This is a genomic window from Pseudomonas sp. ICMP 3272, from assembly GCF_001466905.1.
GTDB classification, from domain to species: domain Bacteria; phylum Pseudomonadota; class Gammaproteobacteria; order Pseudomonadales; family Pseudomonadaceae; genus Aquipseudomonas; species Aquipseudomonas amygdali.
The window spans coordinates 170,717-190,719 of the sequence record NZ_LKEK01000097.1; the positions used below are offsets into that span (position 1 = coordinate 170,717).

Genomic DNA, 20,003 nt, shown 5'->3' on the forward strand with positions numbered 1-20,003 from the left:
TCAGCTCACCTGCACCTCAACTCACGCTATCCTCGGCAAATGACTCTATTCCCAAGCCTGATCGACCTCCCCCGCCAACTACGGCACTCCGAAGTGCGCGACCTTGCCTGGGTGATCCTCGCGCCGCCCATGCTGGAAGTCGCGCCGTGGCCACAGCGTCATCCGCTGGCGGGCAGTGACTGGGTACAGCACCCGCAGCGATTGGCAGACTTTCTCTGGCAACTCGACCGTGACAGTCGCCCGCTGGAAGACTGGCTGGCGCTGGCAACCACACGCCGGCTGGGCCGCTATTACGAACGGCTCTGGCAGTTCGCAGTGCAGCACGCGCCGGGGGTGGAGATCATTGCCGCCAACCTGCCGATCCGGCTCGGCAGCCAGACGCTGGGCGAACTGGACATGCTGCTGCGTGATCGTGAAGGCGTGCATCACGTCGAACTGGCAATCAAGCTCTACCTAGGGCCGCAGGACGGAGACGGCCGCGACCCGGCCAGCTGGCTGGGGCCTGGCTGCCAGGATCGGCTGGACCGCAAGCTTGCCCACCTGAGCCAGCATCAGTTGCCGATGTCTGCACGTCCGGAAAGCCGCGCGGCCCTGGCAGCGCTGGGTGTCGAGGCCTTCAGCGCGCAGTTGTGGCTGGGCGGTTATCTGCTGTATCCGTGGCCAGGCTCATGCGAATCGCCCGCAGGTGTTCATCCGCAGCATCTCAAGGGCCGCTGGTTGCATCAACGTGACTGGAAACCGTTTGTGGCGCAGAGCAGCCCCGGACGCTGGCAGCCCCTGCCGCGTCATGCCTGGCTGGCACCAGCGCTTTACCACGATGCGTGGAGCGATCAGCAACTGCGCGACTGGCTGGCCGAACTCGACCCGCTGGCTCCGGCGCAATTGCTGGTGCGCCTGAAAGAGAATACCGAGGGCAACTGGGAAGAAGCCGAGCGCTTGTTTCTGGTGTCGGACATGTGGCCGAATCTGGCCGACACCAGCCACCTGCTCAACTCAATCGAAGTGCCAGCGCAGCCAGTGTAATCAGCAACACCGGCACGGTCAGTACGATGCCGACCTTGAAGTAGTAGCCCCAACTGATGGTGATTCCCTTGCGCTCCAGCACATGCAGCCAGAGCAGCGTCGCCAGACTGCCGATCGGGGTAATTTTTGGCCCCAGGTCGCTGCCGATCACGTTGGCGTAGATCATCGCTTCCTGAATGGCCCCGCTGGCATGGCTTGCATCAATGGACAGCAGCCCGATGAGCACGGTGGGCATGTTGTTCATGATCGAAGACAGAAACGCCGTCATGACGCCGGTGCCCATCGCTGCGCCCCAGATGCCATAGCCGGCAAACCAGTCCAGCAGACTGGCCAGATAACCGGTGAGTCCGGCGTTGCGCAGACCATAAACCACCAGATACATACCCAGCGAAAACACCACGATGTGCCACGGTGCTTCTTTCATCACCTTGCGCGTCTTGATCGTATGCCCTTTGGCGGCAATGGCGAGCAGCAGCAACGCGCAGACCGACGAAATCGCACTGATCGGGATGCCCAGCGGCTCAAGAGCGAAACAGCCCACCAACAAAATCAGCAGTACGGCCCAACCGGCCAGAAACGTAGCGCGGTCATGGATAGCCGTTTCGGGCTTGTCCAGATGTTCGGGCTCGAACTCGCTGGGAATATCCCGACGGAAATACCACATCAACACGGCCAGAGTGGCGGCGACACTGGCCAGGTTCACCGGCACCATGACGGCTGCGTAACGGTTGAAACCGATCTTGAAGTAATCCGCCGAAACGATGTTCACCAGGTTCGATACCACCAGCGGCAGGCTGGCCGTATCGGCAATGAAGCCGGCCGCCATGACGAACGCCAGGGTCGACGCAGCGGAGAAGCGCAACGCCAGCATCATGGCAATGACGATAGGCGTGAGAATCAGCACGGCACCGTCGTTGGCGAACAAGGCTGATACCAGCGCACCGAACAGCACGAACAGGGCGAACAGACGACGTCCCTTACCCTTGCCCCAGCGCGCTACATGCAGCGCGGCCCAGGCAAAGAACCCCGCCTCATCCAGCAACAGCGTGATAATGATCAGCGAAATGAACGTCGCCGTGGCATTCCAGATGATGCCCCACACCACGGCGATGTCGCTGAGGTGCACAACACCTGTCAGCAACGCCAGAACCGCCCCGAGTACCGCACTCCAGCCTACGCTCAGGCCTTTGGGCTGCCAGATGACCAGCGTAATGGTGAACAGGAAGATCAGCGTTGCTATCAGCATTATTTGGTCCGGGGTAGAAGAATAGCGAGGATGCCGAGCAGCGGCAGGTATGAGCACAGCGTGTAGACGAACAGAATGCCGTGGCTGTCAGCCAGATAGCCGAGCAAGGCTGCGCCAATGCCGCCGAAGCCGAACATCAGGCCGAAGAATAGCCCGGCAATCATGCCCACGTTGCCAGGCACAAGCTCCTGGGCATAGACGACGATGGCGGAAAAAGCCGACGCCAGTACAAAGCCAATGATCACGCTGAGCACGCTGGTCCAGAACAGGTCTGCATAAGGCAGGGCCAGGGTGAACGGTGCAGCGCCAAGGATCGAAAACCAGATCACCGCCTTGCGGCCAATGCGGTCGCCGATCGGACCGCCGAAAAAGGTCCCGGCCGCCACTGCGCCCAGAAACAGGAACAAGTGCAACTGCGAGCTGGCGACTGACAGGTCAAACTTTTCGATCAGGTAGAAGGTGAAATAGCTGGTCAGGCTGGTCATATAGAAGAACTTGGAAAACACCAGAAATGCTAGCACTGCCAGTGAGGCAATCACGCGTTTTCTCGACAGGCCATGAGTGGCCGCCTGGCCTGCCTTGAGCTTGAACAGGTTGAGGTGCGCGCGATACCAGCGGCTTATCGCATACAGCAAACCCAGCGAGAACAATGCGAACAGGCCGATCCACGCCACGTTGCCCTGGCCGAACGGGATGATGATCGCCGCCGCCAGCAATGGCCCGAACGCGGAGCCGGTGTTGCCGCCCACCTGAAAGGTCGACTGCGCGAGCCCATAACGACCACCGGAAGCCAGTCGCGCGATACGCGAAGCTTCCGGGTGGAATGTCGAAGAACCGATGCCGATCAATGCGGCAGCCAGCAGAATCAATGGAAAACTGCCCACCATCGACATCATCACAATGCCGACCAGCGTACAGATCGACCCTACAGGCAGTACCAGCGGGTTAGGATGGCGGTCAGTGTAATAGCCGACCCACGGCTGCAGCAGCGATGCGGTGATCTGAAACGTCAGGGTAATGAGGCCGATCTGGGTGAAGCTCAAGTCGTAGCTGGCCTTGAGCATCGGGTAGATCGACGGAAGAATGGCCTGAATCAGGTCATTGATCAGGTGAGCAAGGGCAACGGCACCAATAATGCGCATCACCAGCGGGCTGGCTTGAGGGGGGGTCGAGGCCTTCGCCGTCACAGGCTGAGCGCTGGTCGCCATGGGTATTCATCCGTAAAAAGGTTTTCAGGTTCCCCGGACGGATGATTACAAGATGTGTCACGCGTACCAAGGCGCGCCAATGTGCCATTTTTCAGGGCAACTGTGCCATGTTTTGTTGCGTTTTTGCTGACGGGTCGAGAACTGCTCCGCGCTGCACAGCGGTTCTGTGATGTCAGGTGGATTGAGGTTCGGCTCAGATTCTCGTTCCCACGCAGCGTGGTAATGCCTTATGCCAACGCGGAGCCTTGGCACGATAGTCGTAAACATCAGCAAGCTAGTCACGTCCATCGTGCCCACGTTCCACATCGGCACGACAGTCGGCTAAATTTGTGTATAACAAGAAGAACCAACACGAGGGTGCGCGCCGTGGATACCATCAAGCGTTTCTCAAGCTTTGCCGAGTTCTATCCTTTCTACCTCGCCGAGCACAGCAGCAGTACCAGTCGGCGCCTGCACTTTGTGGGCACCTCTTTGGTGATCTTCCTGCTGGCGTTCGGTGTGGGCAGCGGTCGCTGGGGGTTGTTGTGGTTGTTACCGGTCGCGGGTTACGGCTTCGCCTGGGCCGGGCATTTCTTCTTCGAGAAAAACCGGCCGGCCACGTTCAGGCATCCGTTCTACAGCCTGCTCGGCGATTTCGTCATGTACCGCGACATGCTGTTGGGCAAGGTGCCGTTTTAGGCTGGTTGAATCAGGCCACCGTTTCGCTGACCGGCTCCTGAACCACCGGCTGACTGGCTTTCAAGTGTGCGTCGGCAAGGCGAAACAGTTCGATTGTGCCGTCCAGGTGTTCGATCAGGGCGGTACAGGATTCAACCCAGTCGCCGCAATTGAGGTATTCCACGCCGCCCACCTGGCGGATTTCCGCATGGTGGATGTGCCCGCAGACCACGCCATCCAGTCCGCGCTTCACGCATTCGTGGGCGATGGCTTCCTCGAAATCGCTGATGAAATTCACCGCACTCTTGACCTTGTGCTTCAGGTACGCCGACAGCGACCAGTAGCCATAGCCGTACTTGGCGCGCCAATGGTTCAGCCAGCGGTTGAGGGTCAGGGTGAATTCGTAGGCCGAATCGCCGAGAAAGGCCAGCCAGCGGTGATAACGGGTAATCACGTCGAACTGGTCGCCGTGGATGACCAGAAGACGACGACCATCGGCCGTCACGTGCTCGGATTCGTCCACCAGCTGGATGTTGCCCAGCACCAACTTGGAGTAACGACGCAGGAATTCGTCGTGGTTGCCTGTGACATAAATGACTTCGGTGCCGCGCTTGCTCATGGTCAGCAGCCGACGGATCACGTTGGTATGCGCCTGCGGCCAATACATGCCGCCGCGCAGCTTCCAGCCGTCGATGATATCGCCAACCAGATACACCTTGTCAGCCTGATAGCGCTTGAGAAACGCGGACAAGTGCTCAGCCTGGCAATCGCGCGTGCCCAGGTGAACGTCGGAAATCCACAAGGTGCGCACGCGTTGTTTGCGGCTGGGTGTGGCGAGCTGAGCACTGGTCATGGCATGACCTCCGGCAGGGTTTCCAAGAGAGTGGAGCATGCCGGTTAACCGAATGTGACACGCGCGTGGCGATGTCGTGACAATCGCCCTGTATTACTGAGGACTGGCGGGAGTATGACGGTCGTTGTGGCCCAGGTCGCGGGCCGGGTCGATCTGGTCGCGGAGCCGCTGCTTGAGCACCTTGGCCTCGGGAAAGCCGCCGTCGGCCTTGCGCTCCCAGAGCTGCACGCCATCGCAGGTAATGCGAAACACGCCACCGGTGCCCGGCTGCAACGAGACCTTGCCCAGGTCGTCACTGAACGTGCTCAACAGCTCCTGGGCGAGCCAGGCGGCGCGCAATAACCACTGACATTGAATGCAATAGGTGATGATGACTTCGGGCTTTTCGGCAGACATGGACGTCCCCTCCAGAAATTCAGACGCCCATGATACGCACCCTGCGCAGGATCAACGAGCATTGGCGAAACGACGCAATGCGCTGAGCGTCACGTCGTGGGCTGGCTCCTGCGTTGCAGTATCGGCAGCCTGCGTCTTCACGCCCAGCAAACCCAGCAAGCGGCTACGAATTGCCTGAAACCCGGCCTGCCCGCTGTCACGTTGGCGTGGCAGGTCGACGCGGATGTCATCGGCGAGTTTACCGTCGGCCAGAACGATGACCCGGTCAGCGAGCAGGATCGCCTCATCGACATCGTGCGTTACCAGCAGCACCGCCGGGGTGTGCTTGCGCCACAGGTCGATGATCAACTGGTGCATGCGAATGCGGGTCAAGGCATCGAGGGCGGCGAAAGGCTCGTCGAGCAACAGCAGTTTCGGCTCACGGACCAGGCCGCGCGCCAACGCTACACGCTGCGCCTCGCCACCGGATAATGTGGCCGGAAAGGCATTCAGCCGATGGGCCAGGCCGACTTCGGTCAATGCTGCTTCGGCCCGTGCCTTGGCATCGTTGATGCGCAGGCCGAGAACCACGTTTTTCCAGGCGCTTTTCCACGGCATCAGCCGCGGTTCCTGAAACACCGCGGCACGTGCCACCGGCACACGCAGCTCGCCACTGTCGATGTCGTCCAGCCCGGCCAGAGTGCGCAACAAGGTGGTCTTGCCGGAGCCACTGGCACCCAGCAAAGCGACAAACTCGCCCGCGGCAATGTCCAGGTCCAGCCCGTCAATCACCCGTTGTGGGCCAAACTGGCGAACCACGTTACGCAACTGAACCGGGGGCGTGACTGGTGAAGTGTTACGCAATTCAAGGGTCGCCATGCTCAATTCCTCACGAAGGTCGGTCGCCAGGCCAGCGCATAGCGCTCCAGCGTGCGAATGATGCCGTCGATTACCAGGCCCAGGACGCTGTAGATCAACAGGCAGATAACGATTACATCAGTGCGCATGAAGTCGCGGGCATCGCTGGCCAGAAAGCCGATTCCCGCGGTGGTGTTGATTTGTTCGACAAACACCAGCGCCAGCCAGGAGATACCCAGTGAATAGCGCAGCCCGACAAAAAAAGAAGGCAGCGAACCGGGCAGAATCACGTGCCAGATCAGCTCGCGACGGCTCAGCCCCAAGGTGTTGGCGGCCTCGATCAGTTTCGGGTCGATGTTGCGGATGCCGGAAAACAGGTTCAGGTACACCGGAAAGGTGGTGCCCATCACGATCAGCGCCACTTTGGTGAATTCACCAATGCCGAACCAGAGGATGAACAGCGGCACCAGTGCCAGCGACGGAATGGTGCGCAGCATTTGCATCGGCGAGTCGAGGGCGATTTCGCCGCGCCGGGAAAGCCCGGTTATCAATGCAGCGACCACACCAATACTGACGCCGATGCTCAAGCCCAGCAATGCGCGCTGCAGCGATACCCACAGGTGCACGGCCAGTTCGCCTGAAACAATCATCGACCATAGCGTACCGCCGATCTGCGACGGTGCGGCGATCACTCGGCTGGGCAACAGACCGGTTTGTGAGGCCAGTTCCCAGAGCAGCAACAGCGCCAGCGGGCTGAGCAGACGCAAAACAGAGGCCGGCACTTGCCGACGCTGGCGATGCTGTTCAGAGGCGCGACGCTGTTCAGGCTTGTTGACCAGCAGAAAACCGGGGTCGGCGGGGTTGAGCGTTGTGTCAGACATGGGCGCATCCTTTCTGGGCAAATCGGGCATGACGCACCCGACGCAGTATGAACACCATGCTAAGTGCATAAGAAAGCCGAGTGAAATTCTATTTAGCTCTAAGCTAATAGTTAAAATATTTGATTACCAACAAAACTTATAATGCATATTTTTTATAATTAACTTAGACCAAAATCGAATTTCACAGCCTCCTCTGCTTGCCTTTATGGTGCTTCTCGACAAGGTCGAACGGACCTCAACCATTGGCAGGAGTTTTCATGAGCATCGAATTCATTGGCTATATCGCCACGCAACCCGGTTCTGAAATCCACCCGCGCAGCGGCGCGACCATCCAGCCCGACTACGTGAAGACAGTGGCCAAGGCTCATGAAGACGCAGGTTTTGATCGTGCGCTGATTGCGTACCACTCCAACAGCCCGGACAGCACACTGGTGGCCGCGCATGCCGCCAGCGTGACCAGCACATTGAAGTTTCTTGTCGCACATCGTCCCGGTTTCATCTCCCCCACCGTGGCAGCCCGGCAATTTGCGACGCTGGACGTGTTCAATGGCGGGCGCACTGCGGTGCATATCATTACCGGCGGCGACGACAAGGAACTGCGTGCCGACGGCAGCCACATCGGCAAGGACGAGCGCTACGCACGCAGCGATGAATACCTCAGTGTGGTGCGTCAGGAATGGACCAGCGACAAGCCGTTCGATCATCAGGGCACCTACTACCAGTTCGAGGGCGCGCACTCGCTGGTCAAGTCCCCGCAGCAGCCACACATCCCGCTGTACTTTGGCGGTTCCTCGGCAGCAGCGATTGCGGTGGCCGGCAAACACGCCGACGTCTATGCCTTGTGGGGCGAGACGTACGAGCAGGTGCGCGATGTGGTGAAACAGGTGCGCGCCGAAGCCGCCAAACATGGCCGGACCATTCGTTTCAGCCTGTCGCTGCGCCCGATTCTGGCCGACACCGAAGAACAAGCCTGGGCACGCGCCGACAGCATTCTGGAAAAAGCCAAGGCATTGGCAGACCGCAGCGGCTTTGTCCGTCGCGAACCACCCAACGAAGGGTCGCGTCGCCTGCTGGCCGCAGCGGCGCAAGGCTCACGTCTGGACAAACGCTTGTGGACGGGCATCGCTGGCCTGCTCGGCGCGCAGGGCAATTCCACGTCGCTGGTCGGCACCCCGGAACAGGTCGCCGAAGCGCTGCTGGACTATTACGACCTGGGGATTACCACCTTTCTGATTCGCGGCTTCGACCCGCTGGAAGATGCTATCGATTATGGCAAAAAGCTGATCCCGCTGACCCGCGCACTGGTGGCTCAGCGTGAACAGCAGGCTCGCGAACAAGTCGCCTGATTCAACGCCATGCGGGCGGGCCAGGCTTCTGACTGAAGACTTCCCGCCCGCAATAGCGTTTTCAGGCGGCTGCTGAAACCGGCTTGAGGGAGCGAGCCACCAGCGCGCCAAAAGCCTCGACCGGTGCTTGCAGATTGCCCAGAAAACGTGGGTAGAACAGCCACAGGTCCATCACCGGTTTGAAGTCCTTGAGCGGCAGCACCACCAGTTGCTCGCGATGAGCGCTGCGCTCCAGCAACGGCCTTGGCACCAGACCCAACCCCATGCCATCGGCTACCAGCCCCAGTTGCAGCTCGGTGCCAAAGGTTTCCAGATTGACCTTCATGCTCAGCCCTTGGTCGGTCAGCGTACGCTGCAAGCCTGCGCGAAAACCGCAGCCGTCGGGGTTGAGTACCCAGCCCTGCTCGTAGCAATCCGCCAGCTTTCCGGGCTTTTTCGGCACCAGCCCCTTGGCGCAGACCACCACCAGTTCCATCTTGCCGATGGACTGACCGACGATGTTGTCCGGGAATATCTTGCCTGCCGGGAACAGCGCTGCCGCGGCATCCAGCTCACCGTTTTCGATCTTGCCGATCAGGTGGCTGCCCCAGCCGGTGCTGACCTGGGCGCGCAGATCCGGGAATTCTCCGCGTAGCTGCTTGAGCGCATCGAGCAGCACCACGTCACCGATGGTTTGCGGCACGCCCAGACGCAGCAGGCCACTGGGCGGCGTGTCGCTGGCCACCAGCTCGCGCAACGCATCCATCTCGCGCAGGATGGCCAGGCACTTCTGGTACACCTGGATGCCCATCGGCGTTGGCTTGAGCGGCTTGGTATTACGGTCAAACAGCTCGACCCCAAGGGCCTGCTCGAAATTCTGCACCCGGCGAGTAATCGCCGGCTGGGTTAGATCCAGCGATTCAGCGGCATGGCTGATCGACTGACAGCGGATGACTGCAACGAACGCATCGATATCATCAATTTTCATTCGGACCGCACATAAAGAAGAGAAGAAACACAGGCAAAAAGAATAGTCCCGGCAGACGTCCATTCATAGCCCGTCCAACAGACCGACGCTAGATTTCACGCATTGCAGCGCGGAAGTAAAAGACGTTTTCGTTATAACCTAATCATTAAAAAATAGCATATTAAATATCCATATTATGCTTATATCAAACCATTCCCTGACCCTGATCTGGAAATGGACATGACTCAGAACCGACACCCGGAACGACTCGGGGCCTTTATCGATGCGCTGGGCGAGCTGATTGGCAGCGAGCCGCACGAAGGCGATCTGTTGCGTCGCGGCGGCAAGCTGCTGGCGCAACTGGTCAGCCACGATGACTGGCTGGCAGAAGAATTTGCCGTACCCGACCCCGACCGCTATCAGCAATTTCTGCTGTATGCCGACCCGCAGCAGCGCTTTTCAGTGGTCAGTTTTGTCTGGGGACCGGGGCAACGCACGCCGATTCATGACCATCGCGTCTGGGGTCTGATCGGCATGCTGCGCGGTGCCGAGCATTCACAGGGCTATACCCGCAACGCGCAAGGACGCCTGGAAACCAGCGGCCCGGCGATTCGCCTGCAACCCGGCCAGGTCGAAGCGCTGTCACCGAAAAGCAACGATGTGCATCAGGTCAGCAATGCTTTCAACGATCAAGTGTCGATCAGCATCCACGTTTACGGTGCCGATATCGGCACGGTGAAGCGTGCGGTCTACGACCTGGACGGCACAGAAAAACTGTTCATCTCCGGCTATTCGAATGCCGCAGCCGTCACCCACGCCACTCAGGATCAGCCAAAAGGGAGCCCCGCCCGATGACCACATCTGCCACCCGATCATTCGCCGACGTTCGTCAGGCCTTGCTGGACCGCCAGGAACTGGCCTTGGTAGACGTCCGCGAAGAGGCACCCTTTGCCCAGGCCCATCCTCTGTTTGCGGTGAACATCCCGTTGTCGAAGCTGGAGCTGGAGGTGTTCCCGCGCATCCCGCGACGCGACACAGCCATAACCCTGTACGACGATGGCGAGGGCCTGGCGCAGGTTGCACTGCAACGTTTACAGGCGCTGGGCTACAGCGATGTGAGACTGCTCGAGGGCGGACTGCAAGGCTGGCGTGAGGCTGGCGGCGAGTTGTTCATCGATGTGAATGTGCCGAGCAAGGCGTTTGGCGAACTGGTGGAACACCATCGCGCGACCCCGTCTCTGGCGGCTGAAGAGGTCAAGGCCCTGCTCGACAGCGACGCCGACGTGGTAGTGCTGGATGCCCGGCGCTATGACGAATACCAGACCATGAGCATCCCCGGTGGCATCAGCGTACCGGGCGCGGAACTGGTGCTGCGGGCTCGGGAGCTGGCACCGGATCCGAACACGCGAATCATCGTCAATTGCGCCGGTCGCACGCGCAGCATCATCGGCACTCAGTCACTGGTCAATGCGGGCCTGCCCAATCAGATCAATGCGCTGCGCAATGGCACGATTGGCTGGCTGCTGGCCGGCCAGACACTGGACCATGGTCAGAACCGGCGTTTTGCAGCGGTCAATGAGCAAACCCGCGAAACCGCCAGTGCCGATGCGCGCAAGGTGGCTGATCGCGCCAAGGTCAAACGCGCCAGCCGCGCGGACCTGCAACGCTGGCAAGCCGAGGCTTCGCGTACCACTTACCTGTTCGATGTGCGCACACCGGAAGAGTTTGCCAAAGGCCATCTGCCCGGTGCGCGCTCCACACCGGGCGGGCAGCTGGTGCAGGAAACCGATCACTTCGCCAGCGTACGCGGCGCACGAATCGTACTGGTGGACGATGACGGCGTGCGCGCCAACATGTCGGCTTCCTGGCTGGCGCAACTGGGCTGGGACGTTTCGGTGCTCGATGACCTGCATGCAGCAGACTTCAGCGAACCGGGTGACTGGGATGCGCCGTTTCCTGCGCCACCGCAAGTCGAGGCGATCAGCGTCGAGACGCTTGCTCAATGGCAGACACAGGTGGAAGTGGCAGTGCTGGATTTCACCGCCAGCGCCAATTACGTCAAACAGCACATTCCCGGTGCCTGGTGGACCTTGCGCGCCGACCTCAAGCAGGCGCTGGAAAAGATACCTGCCGCCGACCGCTACGTATTGACCTGTGGCAGCAGCCGGCTGGCGCGCTTTGCCGTGGCCGACGTCGAAGCGCTGACCGACAAGCCGGTGTTTTTGCTTGAAGGCGGCACCGCCAGCTGGATCAAGGCTGGCCAGCCATTGGAGCATGGTGAAAGCCGATTGGCCTCGCCACGTATCGACCGCTATCGCCGACCCTACGAAGGCACCGATGCGCCGCGCGAAGCCATGCAGGCCTACCTGGACTGGGAGTTTGGCCTGGTGGAGCAATTGGGCCGGGACGGAACGCACGGGTTTTACGTGATTTGAGCGTGAGGAACGATAAGTGTCTGGCCAACCGATCAACTCAATGGAGAAACACCTCAATGCTGCCTTTTTTCAAATCACCTCTACCGCTCAAAAGCCTGCTGCTGGGCGCGTTGCTCAGTGTGCTGGCAGGCCAGCAGGTGGTGGCTGCCGAGCAGGCTCCGCTGTTGGTCGCCAATCAGAAGTCGCTGCTGAAAATACTGTTGCAGGTCTCCGGCGAACTCAAGGACGTGCCTTACGAGATCCAGTTTTCCGAGTTCCCCTCGGCGGCCCCTCTGGGAGAGGCACTGAACGCTGGCGCGGTGGATATCGGCGCGCTGGGTGATGCGCCCTATGTGTTCGCGCTGGGCGCGGGTGCGCCCTTGAAAGTGGTCAGTATTACCCATGCGCAGGGCCGCTTCACCACGGCGGTTCTGGTTTCGAAGGACTCGCCTATCAAGACCGTTGCCGACCTCAAGGGCAAGCGCATCGTCACCGGGCGCGGCTCCATCGGCCACTATCTGGCGATCCGCGCCCTGCATGAAGCCGGGCTGAAAACCAGTGACGTCACCTTCATCAACCTGCTGCCCAGCGAATCGCGTCTGTTGCTGGACAGCGGAGATGCCGATGCCTGGGCGACCTGGGACCCTTACACAACGATTTCCATCGCGCGAAGCGACGCTCGTGTGCTGGTCAGTGGCAGCGAGTTGCTGAGCAATCACCTCTACCTCGCCGCCACCAGCAAGGCCATTGAAGGCAAACGTGCCCAACTGGATGATTTCGTCGCCCGCGTGGAGCGCGCCTTCAACTGGTCCAACGCCCACCCCGAGGAATACGCGGCCGCTCAGTCGAAGGTCACCGGCCTGCCGCTGGCGGTGCATCTGGCGGTGGCCAAGGCGACGAAAATGCAGCGCACGCCGATTGATGATCAGATTGTTCAGGGACTGCAGAACACTGCGGACACCTATCTGGCTGAAGGCATCCTGACTAAAAAAATCGACGTTTCGACCGGCTTCGACAAGAGCTTCAACGCCTCGCGCGCGCAGATCGCTCAGGCCGCCACGCAATGACCGCTGCATGACCGCTGCGAAAAGGACCCCGCATGACACTCTCGACCCTACGCCCTACCCCGCGCCCGCATTATCCGGCAGCCGAGTCGGCTGAAGACTTCAGCGAACGACTGGCTAAGCTGACCGCCACACTGGCTGAAACTGCCGAGCAGTACGACATCAGCGCCCAATTCCCTCACGCCAACTTTCAGTTGCTGCACACCCACGGCCTGCTCGGCCTGACCGTACCGGCTGAACTGGGCGGCGGCGGTGCGGATCTGCCGCGCGCGCAGCAAGTGGTCAGCGCAGTAGCCAAGGGCGAACCGTCGACGGCGCTGATTCTGGTCATGCAATACCTGCAGCATTCAAGGCTGCAAGAGAACCGTAACTGGCCGAGCCATCTACGTGTACAAGTTGCCGAAGAGGCGGTACGCGAAGGCGCGCTGATCAATGCCCTGCGCGTCGAGCCGGACCTGGGCACCCCTGCGCGTGGCGGCCTGCCGGGCACCGTCGCGCGCCGCAGCGCCGACGGCTGGCGCATCAGCGGCAGCAAGATCTACTCCACCGGCAGTCATGGCCTGACCTGGTTCGCCGTATGGGCGCGCAGCGACGACGATGACCCGCTGGTGGGCAGCTGGCTGGTCCACAAGGACACGCCGGGCATCAGGATCATCGAGGACTGGGACCACTTGGGCATGCGCGCCACCAGCAGCCACGAAGTCCGCTTCGACGACGTGCTGGTGCCGCTCGATCATGCCGTCAGCGTCAGCCCGTGGAGCGCCCCGCAATCCGAACTTGATGGGTCGGGCATGCTGTGGATGTCAGTGCTGCTGTCGTCAGTCTACGACGGCATCGCCCACTCCGCCCGCGACTGGCTGGTGCACTGGCTGGAACAGCGCAAACCGTCCAACCTCGGGGCTGCGCTGTCGACCCTGCCGCGCTTTCAGGAAACCGTCGGGCAGATCGACACCTTGCTGTTCGCCAACCAGAGCCTGCTGCAGTCCGCGGCCCAGGGCCACACGCCCGCACAGCATGCTGCGCAGATCAAATACTTGGTGACCGGCAATGCGATCCGCGCGGTGGAACTGGCCATCGAGGCCTCGGGGAATCCGGGACTTTCACGCAGCAACCCGCTGCAGCGCCATTACCGCAACGTGCTGTGCGGCCGGGTGCATACGCCGCAGAACGACGCGGTATTGGCGGGTGTGGGCAAGGCGGTTTTTGCGGCACGTAATAAAGAGCAGTAAAACGCGCTCAGAGTAGTGACGGCGGCTCGAACGCCGTCACTGGCGGCAGCGCCTGATTCCATTTGACGATGTCCACCGACGCGGTCTGCGCCGCACACCCTTGCGACAGGCTGGAAGCACCGATGTCCTGGGTGATCACATTAGGGTTGCCGTGCTTTTCCAGACTGCCCGGCTCGCCATGCACCAAAGGATCGAACCAGGCACCGGTGGCAATCTGCACCACGCCGGGTCGAATACTGTCCGATACGATTACTCCAGCCAGAAACGCCCCCCGCTCATTGAAGACCTTGGCCACATCACCATCGACCAACCCGCGCATTTGCGCATCCAGCGGGTTCAGGGTCAGCGGCTCGCGTGCCTGAATTTTCGAGGAACGGCTGTAGCTGCCGTGATCGTACTGGCTGTGCAGGCGGGTTTTGGGCTGATTGGACAGCAGGTGCAGCGCGTGGGTAGGCGCAGGTTTGTCCAGCCATACCGGATGGCCAGGACAGTCCGCATAAGCGAAGCCCGCGATGCGCTCGGAGAAAATTTCGATGAGCCCGGACGGCGTCGGCAGTGGATGCGCGTCAGGGTCATCGCGAAAGGACTTGAGCAGTACGTTATCGGTCTGGGGATAGTCTGTTTCCAGTAATCCGTCACGCCAGAACTGCTCGAAATCCGGCAGGGTAATCCCGAAGGTTTCAGCGCGCTGCCGAGACTCATCGTAAATAAAATGCAGCCAGGCCTGGGCATCACGACCTTCGGTAAACGCCTGTGCCACACCCAGCCGCTCGGCCAGCCCGGCCAGAATCGAATAGTCATCACGAGACTCACCCACCGGCTCGATGGCCTGCTGCATGGCAATCATGAAACGATCGGACGCCGAGCTGCCGATGTCGTTGCGTTCCAGCGCCGTGGTGGCTGGCAGCACGATGTCGGCATAGCGTGCCTGAGCGGTCCAGAACTGCTCGTGAACGATGATGGTTTGCGGCCGCTGCCACGCCTCCAGCAGCCGATTGAGGTCTTGATGATGGTGAAAGATATTGCCACCCGACCAGTACACCAGGCGAATATCCGGGTAAGTCTGCTGCTGCCCGTTGTAATCGAAGGGTGTACCGGGGTTGAGCAACATATCTGTCACCCGCGCGACCGGGATGAAGTCCTTGACCGGGTTGCTGCCCTGGGAAAAACGCGGCCCGGAAAACGCCTTGCGGCCGCTGCCGGTGTTGTTCATGCACCCATAACCCAGGCCGAAGCCGCCACCGGGCAAACCGATCTGCCCCAACAACGCCGCAAGGGTGACGGTCATCCAGAACGGTTGCTCGCCATGTATAGAACGTTGCAATGAATAAGCGACGTTGATCATGGTGCGTTTACTGGCCATGCGCCGCGCCAGGTCGACAATCTGCTGCGCAGGGATATCGGTCAGTGCTGCGGCCCACTGCGGGTCCTTAGGCTGGCCGTCGACGTGACCCAGCAGGTAATCGCGAAAACGCTCATAGCCCACGGTGTAGCGCTGAACGAAATCTTCGTTGTGCAGCCCTTCGCTGATCAATACCCAGGCAAGCGCCATCATCAACGCCGTATCGCTGCCGGGGCGTACCGCCAGCCACTGGTTATGCGTCGGACCAGCCAGGTCATCACGCAGCGGGCTGACGTTGACGAACTCCACTCCGGCGTCGGACATGCGTTGCAACGCGTCGGCCAACAGATGGTCACTGGCACCACCGGGGCTGGTCTGCGCATTCTTGGCGGGCAAACCACCAAAGGCGACGAACAGCTCGCAGTGCTCGGCTAGGTTCTTCCAGGACGTATGCTCCGCCAGCAGCCAGTCCATATTGCCGACAATGTGCGGCATCAGCACCCGCCCGGCCCCCAGGCTGTAGCTGTCGGTACTGAAGACATAACCGCCGATGCAGTTGAGGAAGCGATGCAGCTGGCTTTGTGCGTGATGAAAACGCCCTGCGCTGCCCCAGCCGTAGCTACCGCCAAAAATTGCCTGGTTGCCGTGCTCGCGTCTGACGCGCTGCAACTCGCTGGCGACCAGATCCAGCGCCACCTCCCAGGAGACCTCGACGAATGGCTCCTGCCCACGTAAATCGGGTCGCCCGCCGGCCTGCTGAAGAAAACTGCGACGTATCGCCGGGCGCATGACGCGTGTGGGCGAGGTAATGGCATCGGCAACCGAATCGCCAATCGGTGAAGGGTCCTTGTCCCACTCCGCAGGCAGCAGGGCTTTCAACTTGCCTCCCTCGACCTGCGGGCGATAAACACCCCAATGCAATGACGTAAAACTCATGGTGAAGGCTCCAGGACAAGGCAGTCGTTCAGCGGGCAACCTGCTTCTGGCTGTACAGCGCCGCATTGAACGACTCGTCAAACACGCTGGCAGCAGGATAGCGTTTGGTCAGCCCGGCGTTGTTGAAAAAATCGATAGTCTGCTGCGCACCTGCCACCACTTGCGGTGTGATCGGCACCACCACGACCTGGGCGCGGGAAAACCAGCGGCGCGCCACTTGTGCATCGGCTCTGGTCAGCGCAGCCCAAGCGTTGGCATAGATTTCATTGTGCTGCGGGTCGCTGACCGACCAGGCGCGAGCAGCTTGCAGGCGCTGCAGGAAATCGCTGATCTGCGCACGCTTGTCCTTGATGGCCTGATCGTTGGCGACAATGAAGCTTTGCGCGGGGATCAAGCCGTCGGCTGTCGCAATGATTCGTGCGCCCTGTCGCTCCTGTTGAGTGACATAAGGTTCCCAGGTCGCAATCGCATCCACCGAGCCGCCATCCAGCGCGTGGGAAGAATCCAGTGCACTGAGGTAGCGATATTCAACGGCATCGCGGGCGACACCCGCCCTGTCCAGCGCGGTGAGCATCAGTTGCTGGCTGAACGAGCCCTTCCAGATGGCGACTTTTTTGCCGGCCAGATCCGCGACGGTTTTGATCGGCGAATCCTTGCGCACCACAATCGCAACGCCGTCGAGGTTCTGCCGCGATACGCCGATGACCTTGATCGGCGCACCCAGCGCGCCCATGAACAGCGCAGGCGAATCGCCCAGCAAACCGATGTCCAGGCTACCGACGTTGAGCGCTTCGGCGACCGGAGAGCCTGCGGTGAACTGCTTCCATTCAAGCTCGTAGGGCAGATCCTTGAGTACACCGGCCGCTTCCATCACGGTCCGGGCGCTGTAACTCTGATCACCGACAATCAGGTCGGCAGCCTGGGTGCTCAGCGCGGCCACAAGGCCCAACGCCAGCCCCGTCAGCAGGCGTTGGCTCCAGCAGATGATAGTTGTCGGCACAGGCAGGGTCTCCAGAAGCATCGGGCAGATCGAATTGATCGGCAACGACCCTAACACCCGAACAAAAATTAGCTAAATTCATTTTTGTTCTAGCCTAAGATGCAAAAAAATTATCTAAACCTGTTCGGCGAAGCGCTCAGCCAGGCGGTTCACTGAGCTCGATACCTGATTCCAGACGCTCACGCAGGAACTCGATGAATGCCTGCACTGGACGTGAGGCCTGACGGTGCTGGGGATAAACCGCTGACAGCGTCAATGGCTCGGGCCGCAGGTCATCGAGCACCCGCACCAGGCTGCCGTCACGCAGCGCCGCGCCAACAATGAACGTCGGCAGGTAAGTGATGCCCAGCCCGGCCACCGCCGTGTCTCTGAGCAGCTCGCCATTATTGGCGCGCATACGCCCGCTGATGTTCAGCATCAAAGGCTTGCCCTGCACCTGAAAACGCCATTGCGCCTGACGGCTGTGGCCATAGGGCAGGCAATCATGAGCGTGCAGGTCTTCGGGTTTTTGCGGCGTACCGCGCTCGGCCAGGTAGGCCGGGCTGGCGCAGTAGACCCGATCAATCGAGGCAATGCGCCGGGCGATCAGGCTGGAGTCCTCCAGCACCCCGATACGCAGCACCAGGTCATAGCCTTCGCTGATCAAGTCCACCGCACGATCGCTCAGGTCCACCTCCACCGCTACGTCGCGGTAACGCTGCAAAAACAGCGGCAGCAGACAGCCCAGATGGGCAACGGCAAACGACAGCGGCGCACTCAGACGCAGGGTGCCGCGTGGCTCGTTGTTCTGCCCGGTAATCCCCTGCTCGACCTGTTCGACCTCGGCCAGCAGGCGCAGAGCCGATTCGTAATAACTCTGCCCCAGCGGCGTGACATCCAGACGTCGTGTGGAGCGGTTGAGCAGGCGCACGCCCAGCCGTTCCTCCAGTTGCATCAGGCGCCGACTGACAAATTGCTTGGACAGGCCCAGCTTGTCGGACGCCGCCGTGAAGCTGCCGGACTCCATGACCTGGCAGAAAATCCGCATGTCTTCAAAAGGGTTCATGTGTCGTGGCCTGAGTGAACGCTGAATGCTGTTCGACAGAGCGTAACGTGCCACCCGGCACTGTCAACCACAGCGAGACAGTCATTCATGTTCCAGCTACTTATTGCGACAGTCGATAAGCCGTAACCTTTGTCTCACTTGATCGATTGCTGAATGTGCAGCGTCGATAAACGGATGGAGAAAGAATCATGCTGACTCTTCGTAAAGCTTCCGACCGCGGCGCTGCCAACCATGGCTGGTTGAAATCCTTTCATACCTTTTCCTTTGCCGGTTATCGCAACCCTCAGGAGCAGGGCTTTTCCGATCTGCTGGTGATCAACGACGACCGCGTGATTGCGGGCAAAGGTTTCGGCCAGCACCCACACCGCGACATGGAGATCTTTTCCTACGTGCTGGAAGGTGCGCTGGAGCACAAGGATACGCTGGGCACCGGGTCGGTGATTCGTCCTGGCGACGTGCAATTGATGAGTGCCGGCAGCGGCGTGGCGCACAGCGAGTTCAACCATTCGCACACCGAGGGCGTGCATTTTCTGCAGATATGGATCGTGCCGAATGTTGCAGGCGCAACCCCGAACTATCAACAGGAGCATTTCAGCGCTGAACAGAAACGCGGTCATTTGCAGTTGATCATTTCCCCGCAAGGCGAGAACGGTGCGCTCAAGGTTCGTCAGGACGCTCGTGTGTATGCCGGTCTGTTCAATGGCAATGAAACTGCCACCCTGGAACTGGCTGCCAACCGATATGCCTACGTGCATGTCGCCCGTGGCAGTGTGGTGCTCAATGGGCAGCCGCTTGACGAAGGTGATGGGGTGCGTTTGCGCAACGAACAGGTCATTAGCCTGAGCGAAGGCGTTGACGCAGAAGTGTTGGTGTTTGACATGCGGCCCAATGAACTGCCGCAGATGCCCTGATGCATAGGCCCCATTACCGGGACCGACATGGCGTTTCTTTCACTTGATAGGCGCCTGCGCCTGAGCCACGCTCCGCCCGACAAGGCATAGTATTCACTCCCCCCCTGCCCTTGCCGGGCAGCGGGCCGGGTGGATCAACGCTATTGAGCATCAGGCGAGGAAAAAACCGTGGCCAGTGATCAACTTGATTGTGTCCTTTTGAAACCCGCCAAGCCCTCTCAAGGCAAGCAGGGTATGGATTATCAGGTCGGCATCTCCGCACAAAGTGCAGGTGCCCGACATATCCATATGCAACTGCTGACAATTGCCCCCGGCGGCAGGGGCAAGGCTCACAAACATCAGGAGCATGAAACCGCCATCTATGCCCTGAGTGAAGCCACCGGCTGCTGGTATGGCGAGTCGCTGGAAAAGCATGCCATCGTGGAACAAGGCGACTTCTTTTATATCCCGGCGGGAATGCCGCATGTGCCCTATAACCGCAGCAACGAGCGCGAAGCAACGGTTCTGGTCGCGCGTACTGATCCCAATGAGCAGGAGAGCGTGACCCTGATGCCGGAGCTCGACGAGTTATTGGCATCCAGACAGGGCTGAGCGTGACACGCGGGGAAAGATGATCTTTTATAAAGATGCTTAAAACGCACAAACAAAAACGCCGCTCTGATGAGCGGC

At 60.3% G+C, this 20,003-nt stretch carries 19 protein-coding genes; 9 read left to right on the forward strand and 10 right to left on the reverse strand.

Going from position 1 to position 20,003, the window contains the following annotated elements; all coding sequences use genetic code 11:
• Positions 1-39: 39 nt before the first annotated feature.
• Positions 40-1,023 (forward strand): DUF1853 family protein, encoded by a 984-nt coding sequence (locus AO068_RS24175; RefSeq protein WP_058409673.1) that lies wholly within the window; start codon positions 40-42, stop codon positions 1,021-1,023.
• On the opposite strand, the gene AO068_RS24180 is transcribed toward AO068_RS24175, so the two are convergent.
• Together AO068_RS24180 and AO068_RS24185 are read right to left on the reverse strand one after the other, a co-directional pair.
• Entirely contained in the window at positions 989-2,269 is a 1,281-nt protein-coding gene (locus AO068_RS24180; protein WP_004665931.1) for an arsenic transporter, read from the reverse strand. The genes AO068_RS24175 and AO068_RS24180 overlap by 35 nt on opposite strands.
• Positions 2,269-3,477 carry an MFS transporter gene (locus tag AO068_RS24185; RefSeq protein WP_002554510.1) on the reverse strand — a complete coding sequence of 403 codons (1,209 nt, stop codon included), beginning with the start codon at positions 3,475-3,477 and terminating at the stop codon, positions 2,269-2,271. Before AO068_RS24185 ends, AO068_RS24180 begins: the two co-directional genes overlap by 1 nt.
• A gap of 366 nt (positions 3,478-3,843) precedes the next feature.
• Here AO068_RS24185 and AO068_RS24190 point away from each other — a divergent pair, with 366 nt between their 5' ends.
• A complete protein-coding gene (locus AO068_RS24190; RefSeq protein ID WP_058399995.1) occupies positions 3,844-4,155 on the forward strand; it encodes a DUF962 domain-containing protein in 312 nt (103 codons plus the stop codon).
• 10 nt (positions 4,156-4,165) lie between these two features.
• Here AO068_RS24190 and AO068_RS24195 read toward each other — a convergent pair whose 3' ends face one another.
• The 4 genes from AO068_RS24195 to AO068_RS24210 form a co-directional block, all read right to left on the reverse strand.
• Positions 4,166-4,987, reverse strand: coding sequence for a UDP-2,3-diacylglucosamine diphosphatase (locus tag AO068_RS24195; RefSeq protein WP_058409674.1), 822 nt, complete (start codon positions 4,985-4,987; stop codon positions 4,166-4,168).
• A 93-nt stretch (positions 4,988-5,080) separates the two neighbouring features.
• A complete protein-coding gene (locus AO068_RS24200; protein WP_002554513.1) occupies positions 5,081-5,383 on the reverse strand; it encodes a SelT/SelW/SelH family protein in 303 nt (100 codons plus the stop codon).
• A 51-nt stretch (positions 5,384-5,434) separates the two neighbouring features.
• Entirely contained in the window at positions 5,435-6,241 is an 807-nt protein-coding gene (locus AO068_RS24205) for an ABC transporter ATP-binding protein (protein ID WP_058409675.1), read from the reverse strand.
• A 2-nt stretch (positions 6,242-6,243) separates the two neighbouring features.
• Positions 6,244-7,101 carry an ABC transporter permease gene (locus tag AO068_RS24210; protein ID WP_058409676.1) on the reverse strand — a complete coding sequence of 286 codons (858 nt, stop codon included), beginning with the start codon at positions 7,099-7,101 and terminating at the stop codon, positions 6,244-6,246.
• A gap of 257 nt (positions 7,102-7,358) precedes the next feature.
• Here AO068_RS24210 and AO068_RS24215 point away from each other — a divergent pair, with 257 nt between their 5' ends.
• Positions 7,359-8,447, forward strand: a complete 1,089-nt coding sequence (locus tag AO068_RS24215) for an LLM class flavin-dependent oxidoreductase (RefSeq protein WP_058409677.1) — start codon at positions 7,359-7,361, stop codon at positions 8,445-8,447.
• A gap of 61 nt (positions 8,448-8,508) precedes the next feature.
• Here the strand turns inward: AO068_RS24215 and AO068_RS24220 are convergent, their stop codons facing one another.
• Positions 8,509-9,414 (reverse strand): LysR family transcriptional regulator, encoded by a 906-nt coding sequence (locus AO068_RS24220; RefSeq protein WP_004657392.1) that lies wholly within the window; start codon positions 9,412-9,414, stop codon positions 8,509-8,511.
• A 219-nt stretch (positions 9,415-9,633) separates the two neighbouring features.
• Here AO068_RS24220 and AO068_RS24225 point away from each other — a divergent pair, with 219 nt between their 5' ends.
• The 4 genes from AO068_RS24225 to AO068_RS24240 are packed head-to-tail and all read left to right on the forward strand — an operon-like array spanning position 9,634 to position 14,100.
• Entirely contained in the window at positions 9,634-10,248 is a 615-nt protein-coding gene (locus tag AO068_RS24225) for a cysteine dioxygenase (protein WP_058399903.1), read from the forward strand.
• On the forward strand, positions 10,245-11,828 hold the full coding sequence (locus AO068_RS24230; RefSeq protein ID WP_058409678.1) for a rhodanese-related sulfurtransferase: 1,584 nt from the start codon (positions 10,245-10,247) through the stop codon (positions 11,826-11,828). Before AO068_RS24225 ends, AO068_RS24230 begins: the two co-directional genes overlap by 4 nt.
• A 56-nt stretch (positions 11,829-11,884) precedes the next feature.
• Positions 11,885-12,874 carry an ABC transporter substrate-binding protein gene (locus tag AO068_RS24235; protein ID WP_058409679.1) on the forward strand — a complete coding sequence of 330 codons (990 nt, stop codon included), beginning with the start codon at positions 11,885-11,887 and terminating at the stop codon, positions 12,872-12,874.
• A gap of 32 nt (positions 12,875-12,906) precedes the next feature.
• Complete coding sequence (locus AO068_RS24240) at positions 12,907-14,100, forward strand: acyl-CoA dehydrogenase family protein (protein WP_058399900.1); 1,194 nt, start codon at positions 12,907-12,909, stop codon at positions 14,098-14,100.
• 7 nt (positions 14,101-14,107) lie between these two features.
• Here the strand turns inward: AO068_RS24240 and AO068_RS24245 are convergent, their stop codons facing one another.
• From AO068_RS24245 to AO068_RS24255, 3 genes are all read right to left on the reverse strand, one after another.
• Positions 14,108-16,378, reverse strand: coding sequence for a molybdopterin guanine dinucleotide-containing S/N-oxide reductase (locus tag AO068_RS24245; protein WP_058409680.1), 2,271 nt, complete (start codon positions 16,376-16,378; stop codon positions 14,108-14,110).
• A gap of 28 nt (positions 16,379-16,406) precedes the next feature.
• Positions 16,407-17,399 carry an ABC transporter substrate-binding protein gene (locus tag AO068_RS24250; RefSeq protein ID WP_177342410.1) on the reverse strand — a complete coding sequence of 331 codons (993 nt, stop codon included), beginning with the start codon at positions 17,397-17,399 and terminating at the stop codon, positions 16,407-16,409.
• Between the two features lie 115 nt (positions 17,400-17,514).
• Positions 17,515-18,423 (reverse strand): LysR family transcriptional regulator, encoded by a 909-nt coding sequence (locus tag AO068_RS24255; RefSeq protein WP_058399897.1) that lies wholly within the window; start codon positions 18,421-18,423, stop codon positions 17,515-17,517.
• Between the two features lie 188 nt (positions 18,424-18,611).
• Between AO068_RS24255 and AO068_RS24260 the strand changes: the two genes are divergently transcribed.
• Both AO068_RS24260 and AO068_RS24265 read left to right on the forward strand, forming a co-directional pair.
• Positions 18,612-19,334 (forward strand): pirin family protein, encoded by a 723-nt coding sequence (locus AO068_RS24260; protein ID WP_058409682.1) that lies wholly within the window; start codon positions 18,612-18,614, stop codon positions 19,332-19,334.
• Between the two features lie 234 nt (positions 19,335-19,568).
• Positions 19,569-19,925 (forward strand): cupin domain-containing protein, encoded by a 357-nt coding sequence (locus AO068_RS24265; RefSeq protein ID WP_223282932.1) that lies wholly within the window; start codon positions 19,569-19,571, stop codon positions 19,923-19,925.
• Positions 19,926-20,003 lie beyond the last annotated feature (78 nt).

Excerpts from the sequence above, each read along its gene's own strand:
- AO068_RS24175 (WP_058409673.1), top strand. The coding sequence starts at position 40 with ATGACTCTATTCCCAAGCCTGATCGACCTCCCCCGCCAACTACGGCAC.
- AO068_RS24180 (WP_004665931.1), bottom strand. The coding sequence starts at position 2,269 with ATGCTGATAGCAACGCTGATCTTCCTGTTCACCATTACGCTGGTCATC.
- AO068_RS24185 (WP_002554510.1), bottom strand. The coding sequence starts at position 3,477 with ATGGCGACCAGCGCTCAGCCTGTGACGGCGAAGGCCTCGACCCCCCCT.
- AO068_RS24195 (WP_058409674.1), bottom strand. The coding sequence starts at position 4,987 with ATGACCAGTGCTCAGCTCGCCACACCCAGCCGCAAACAACGCGTGCGC.
- AO068_RS24200 (WP_002554513.1), bottom strand. The coding sequence starts at position 5,383 with ATGTCTGCCGAAAAGCCCGAAGTCATCATCACCTATTGCATTCAATGT.
- AO068_RS24205 (WP_058409675.1), bottom strand. The coding sequence starts at position 6,241 with ATGGCGACCCTTGAATTGCGTAACACTTCACCAGTCACGCCCCCGGTT.
- AO068_RS24210 (WP_058409676.1), bottom strand. The coding sequence starts at position 7,101 with ATGTCTGACACAACGCTCAACCCCGCCGACCCCGGTTTTCTGCTGGTC.
- AO068_RS24215 (WP_058409677.1), top strand. The coding sequence starts at position 7,359 with ATGAGCATCGAATTCATTGGCTATATCGCCACGCAACCCGGTTCTGAA.
- AO068_RS24220 (WP_004657392.1), bottom strand. The coding sequence starts at position 9,414 with ATGAAAATTGATGATATCGATGCGTTCGTTGCAGTCATCCGCTGTCAG.
- AO068_RS24225 (WP_058399903.1), top strand. The coding sequence starts at position 9,634 with ATGACTCAGAACCGACACCCGGAACGACTCGGGGCCTTTATCGATGCG.
- AO068_RS24230 (WP_058409678.1), top strand. The coding sequence starts at position 10,245 with ATGACCACATCTGCCACCCGATCATTCGCCGACGTTCGTCAGGCCTTG.
- AO068_RS24235 (WP_058409679.1), top strand. The coding sequence starts at position 11,885 with ATGCTGCCTTTTTTCAAATCACCTCTACCGCTCAAAAGCCTGCTGCTG.
- AO068_RS24240 (WP_058399900.1), top strand. The coding sequence starts at position 12,907 with ATGACACTCTCGACCCTACGCCCTACCCCGCGCCCGCATTATCCGGCA.
- AO068_RS24245 (WP_058409680.1), bottom strand. The coding sequence starts at position 16,378 with ATGAGTTTTACGTCATTGCATTGGGGTGTTTATCGCCCGCAGGTCGAG.
- AO068_RS24250 (WP_177342410.1), bottom strand. The coding sequence starts at position 17,399 with ATGCTTCTGGAGACCCTGCCTGTGCCGACAACTATCATCTGCTGGAGC.
- AO068_RS24255 (WP_058399897.1), bottom strand. The coding sequence starts at position 18,423 with ATGAACCCTTTTGAAGACATGCGGATTTTCTGCCAGGTCATGGAGTCC.
- AO068_RS24260 (WP_058409682.1), top strand. The coding sequence starts at position 18,612 with ATGCTGACTCTTCGTAAAGCTTCCGACCGCGGCGCTGCCAACCATGGC.
- AO068_RS24265 (WP_223282932.1), top strand. The coding sequence starts at position 19,569 with ATGGATTATCAGGTCGGCATCTCCGCACAAAGTGCAGGTGCCCGACAT.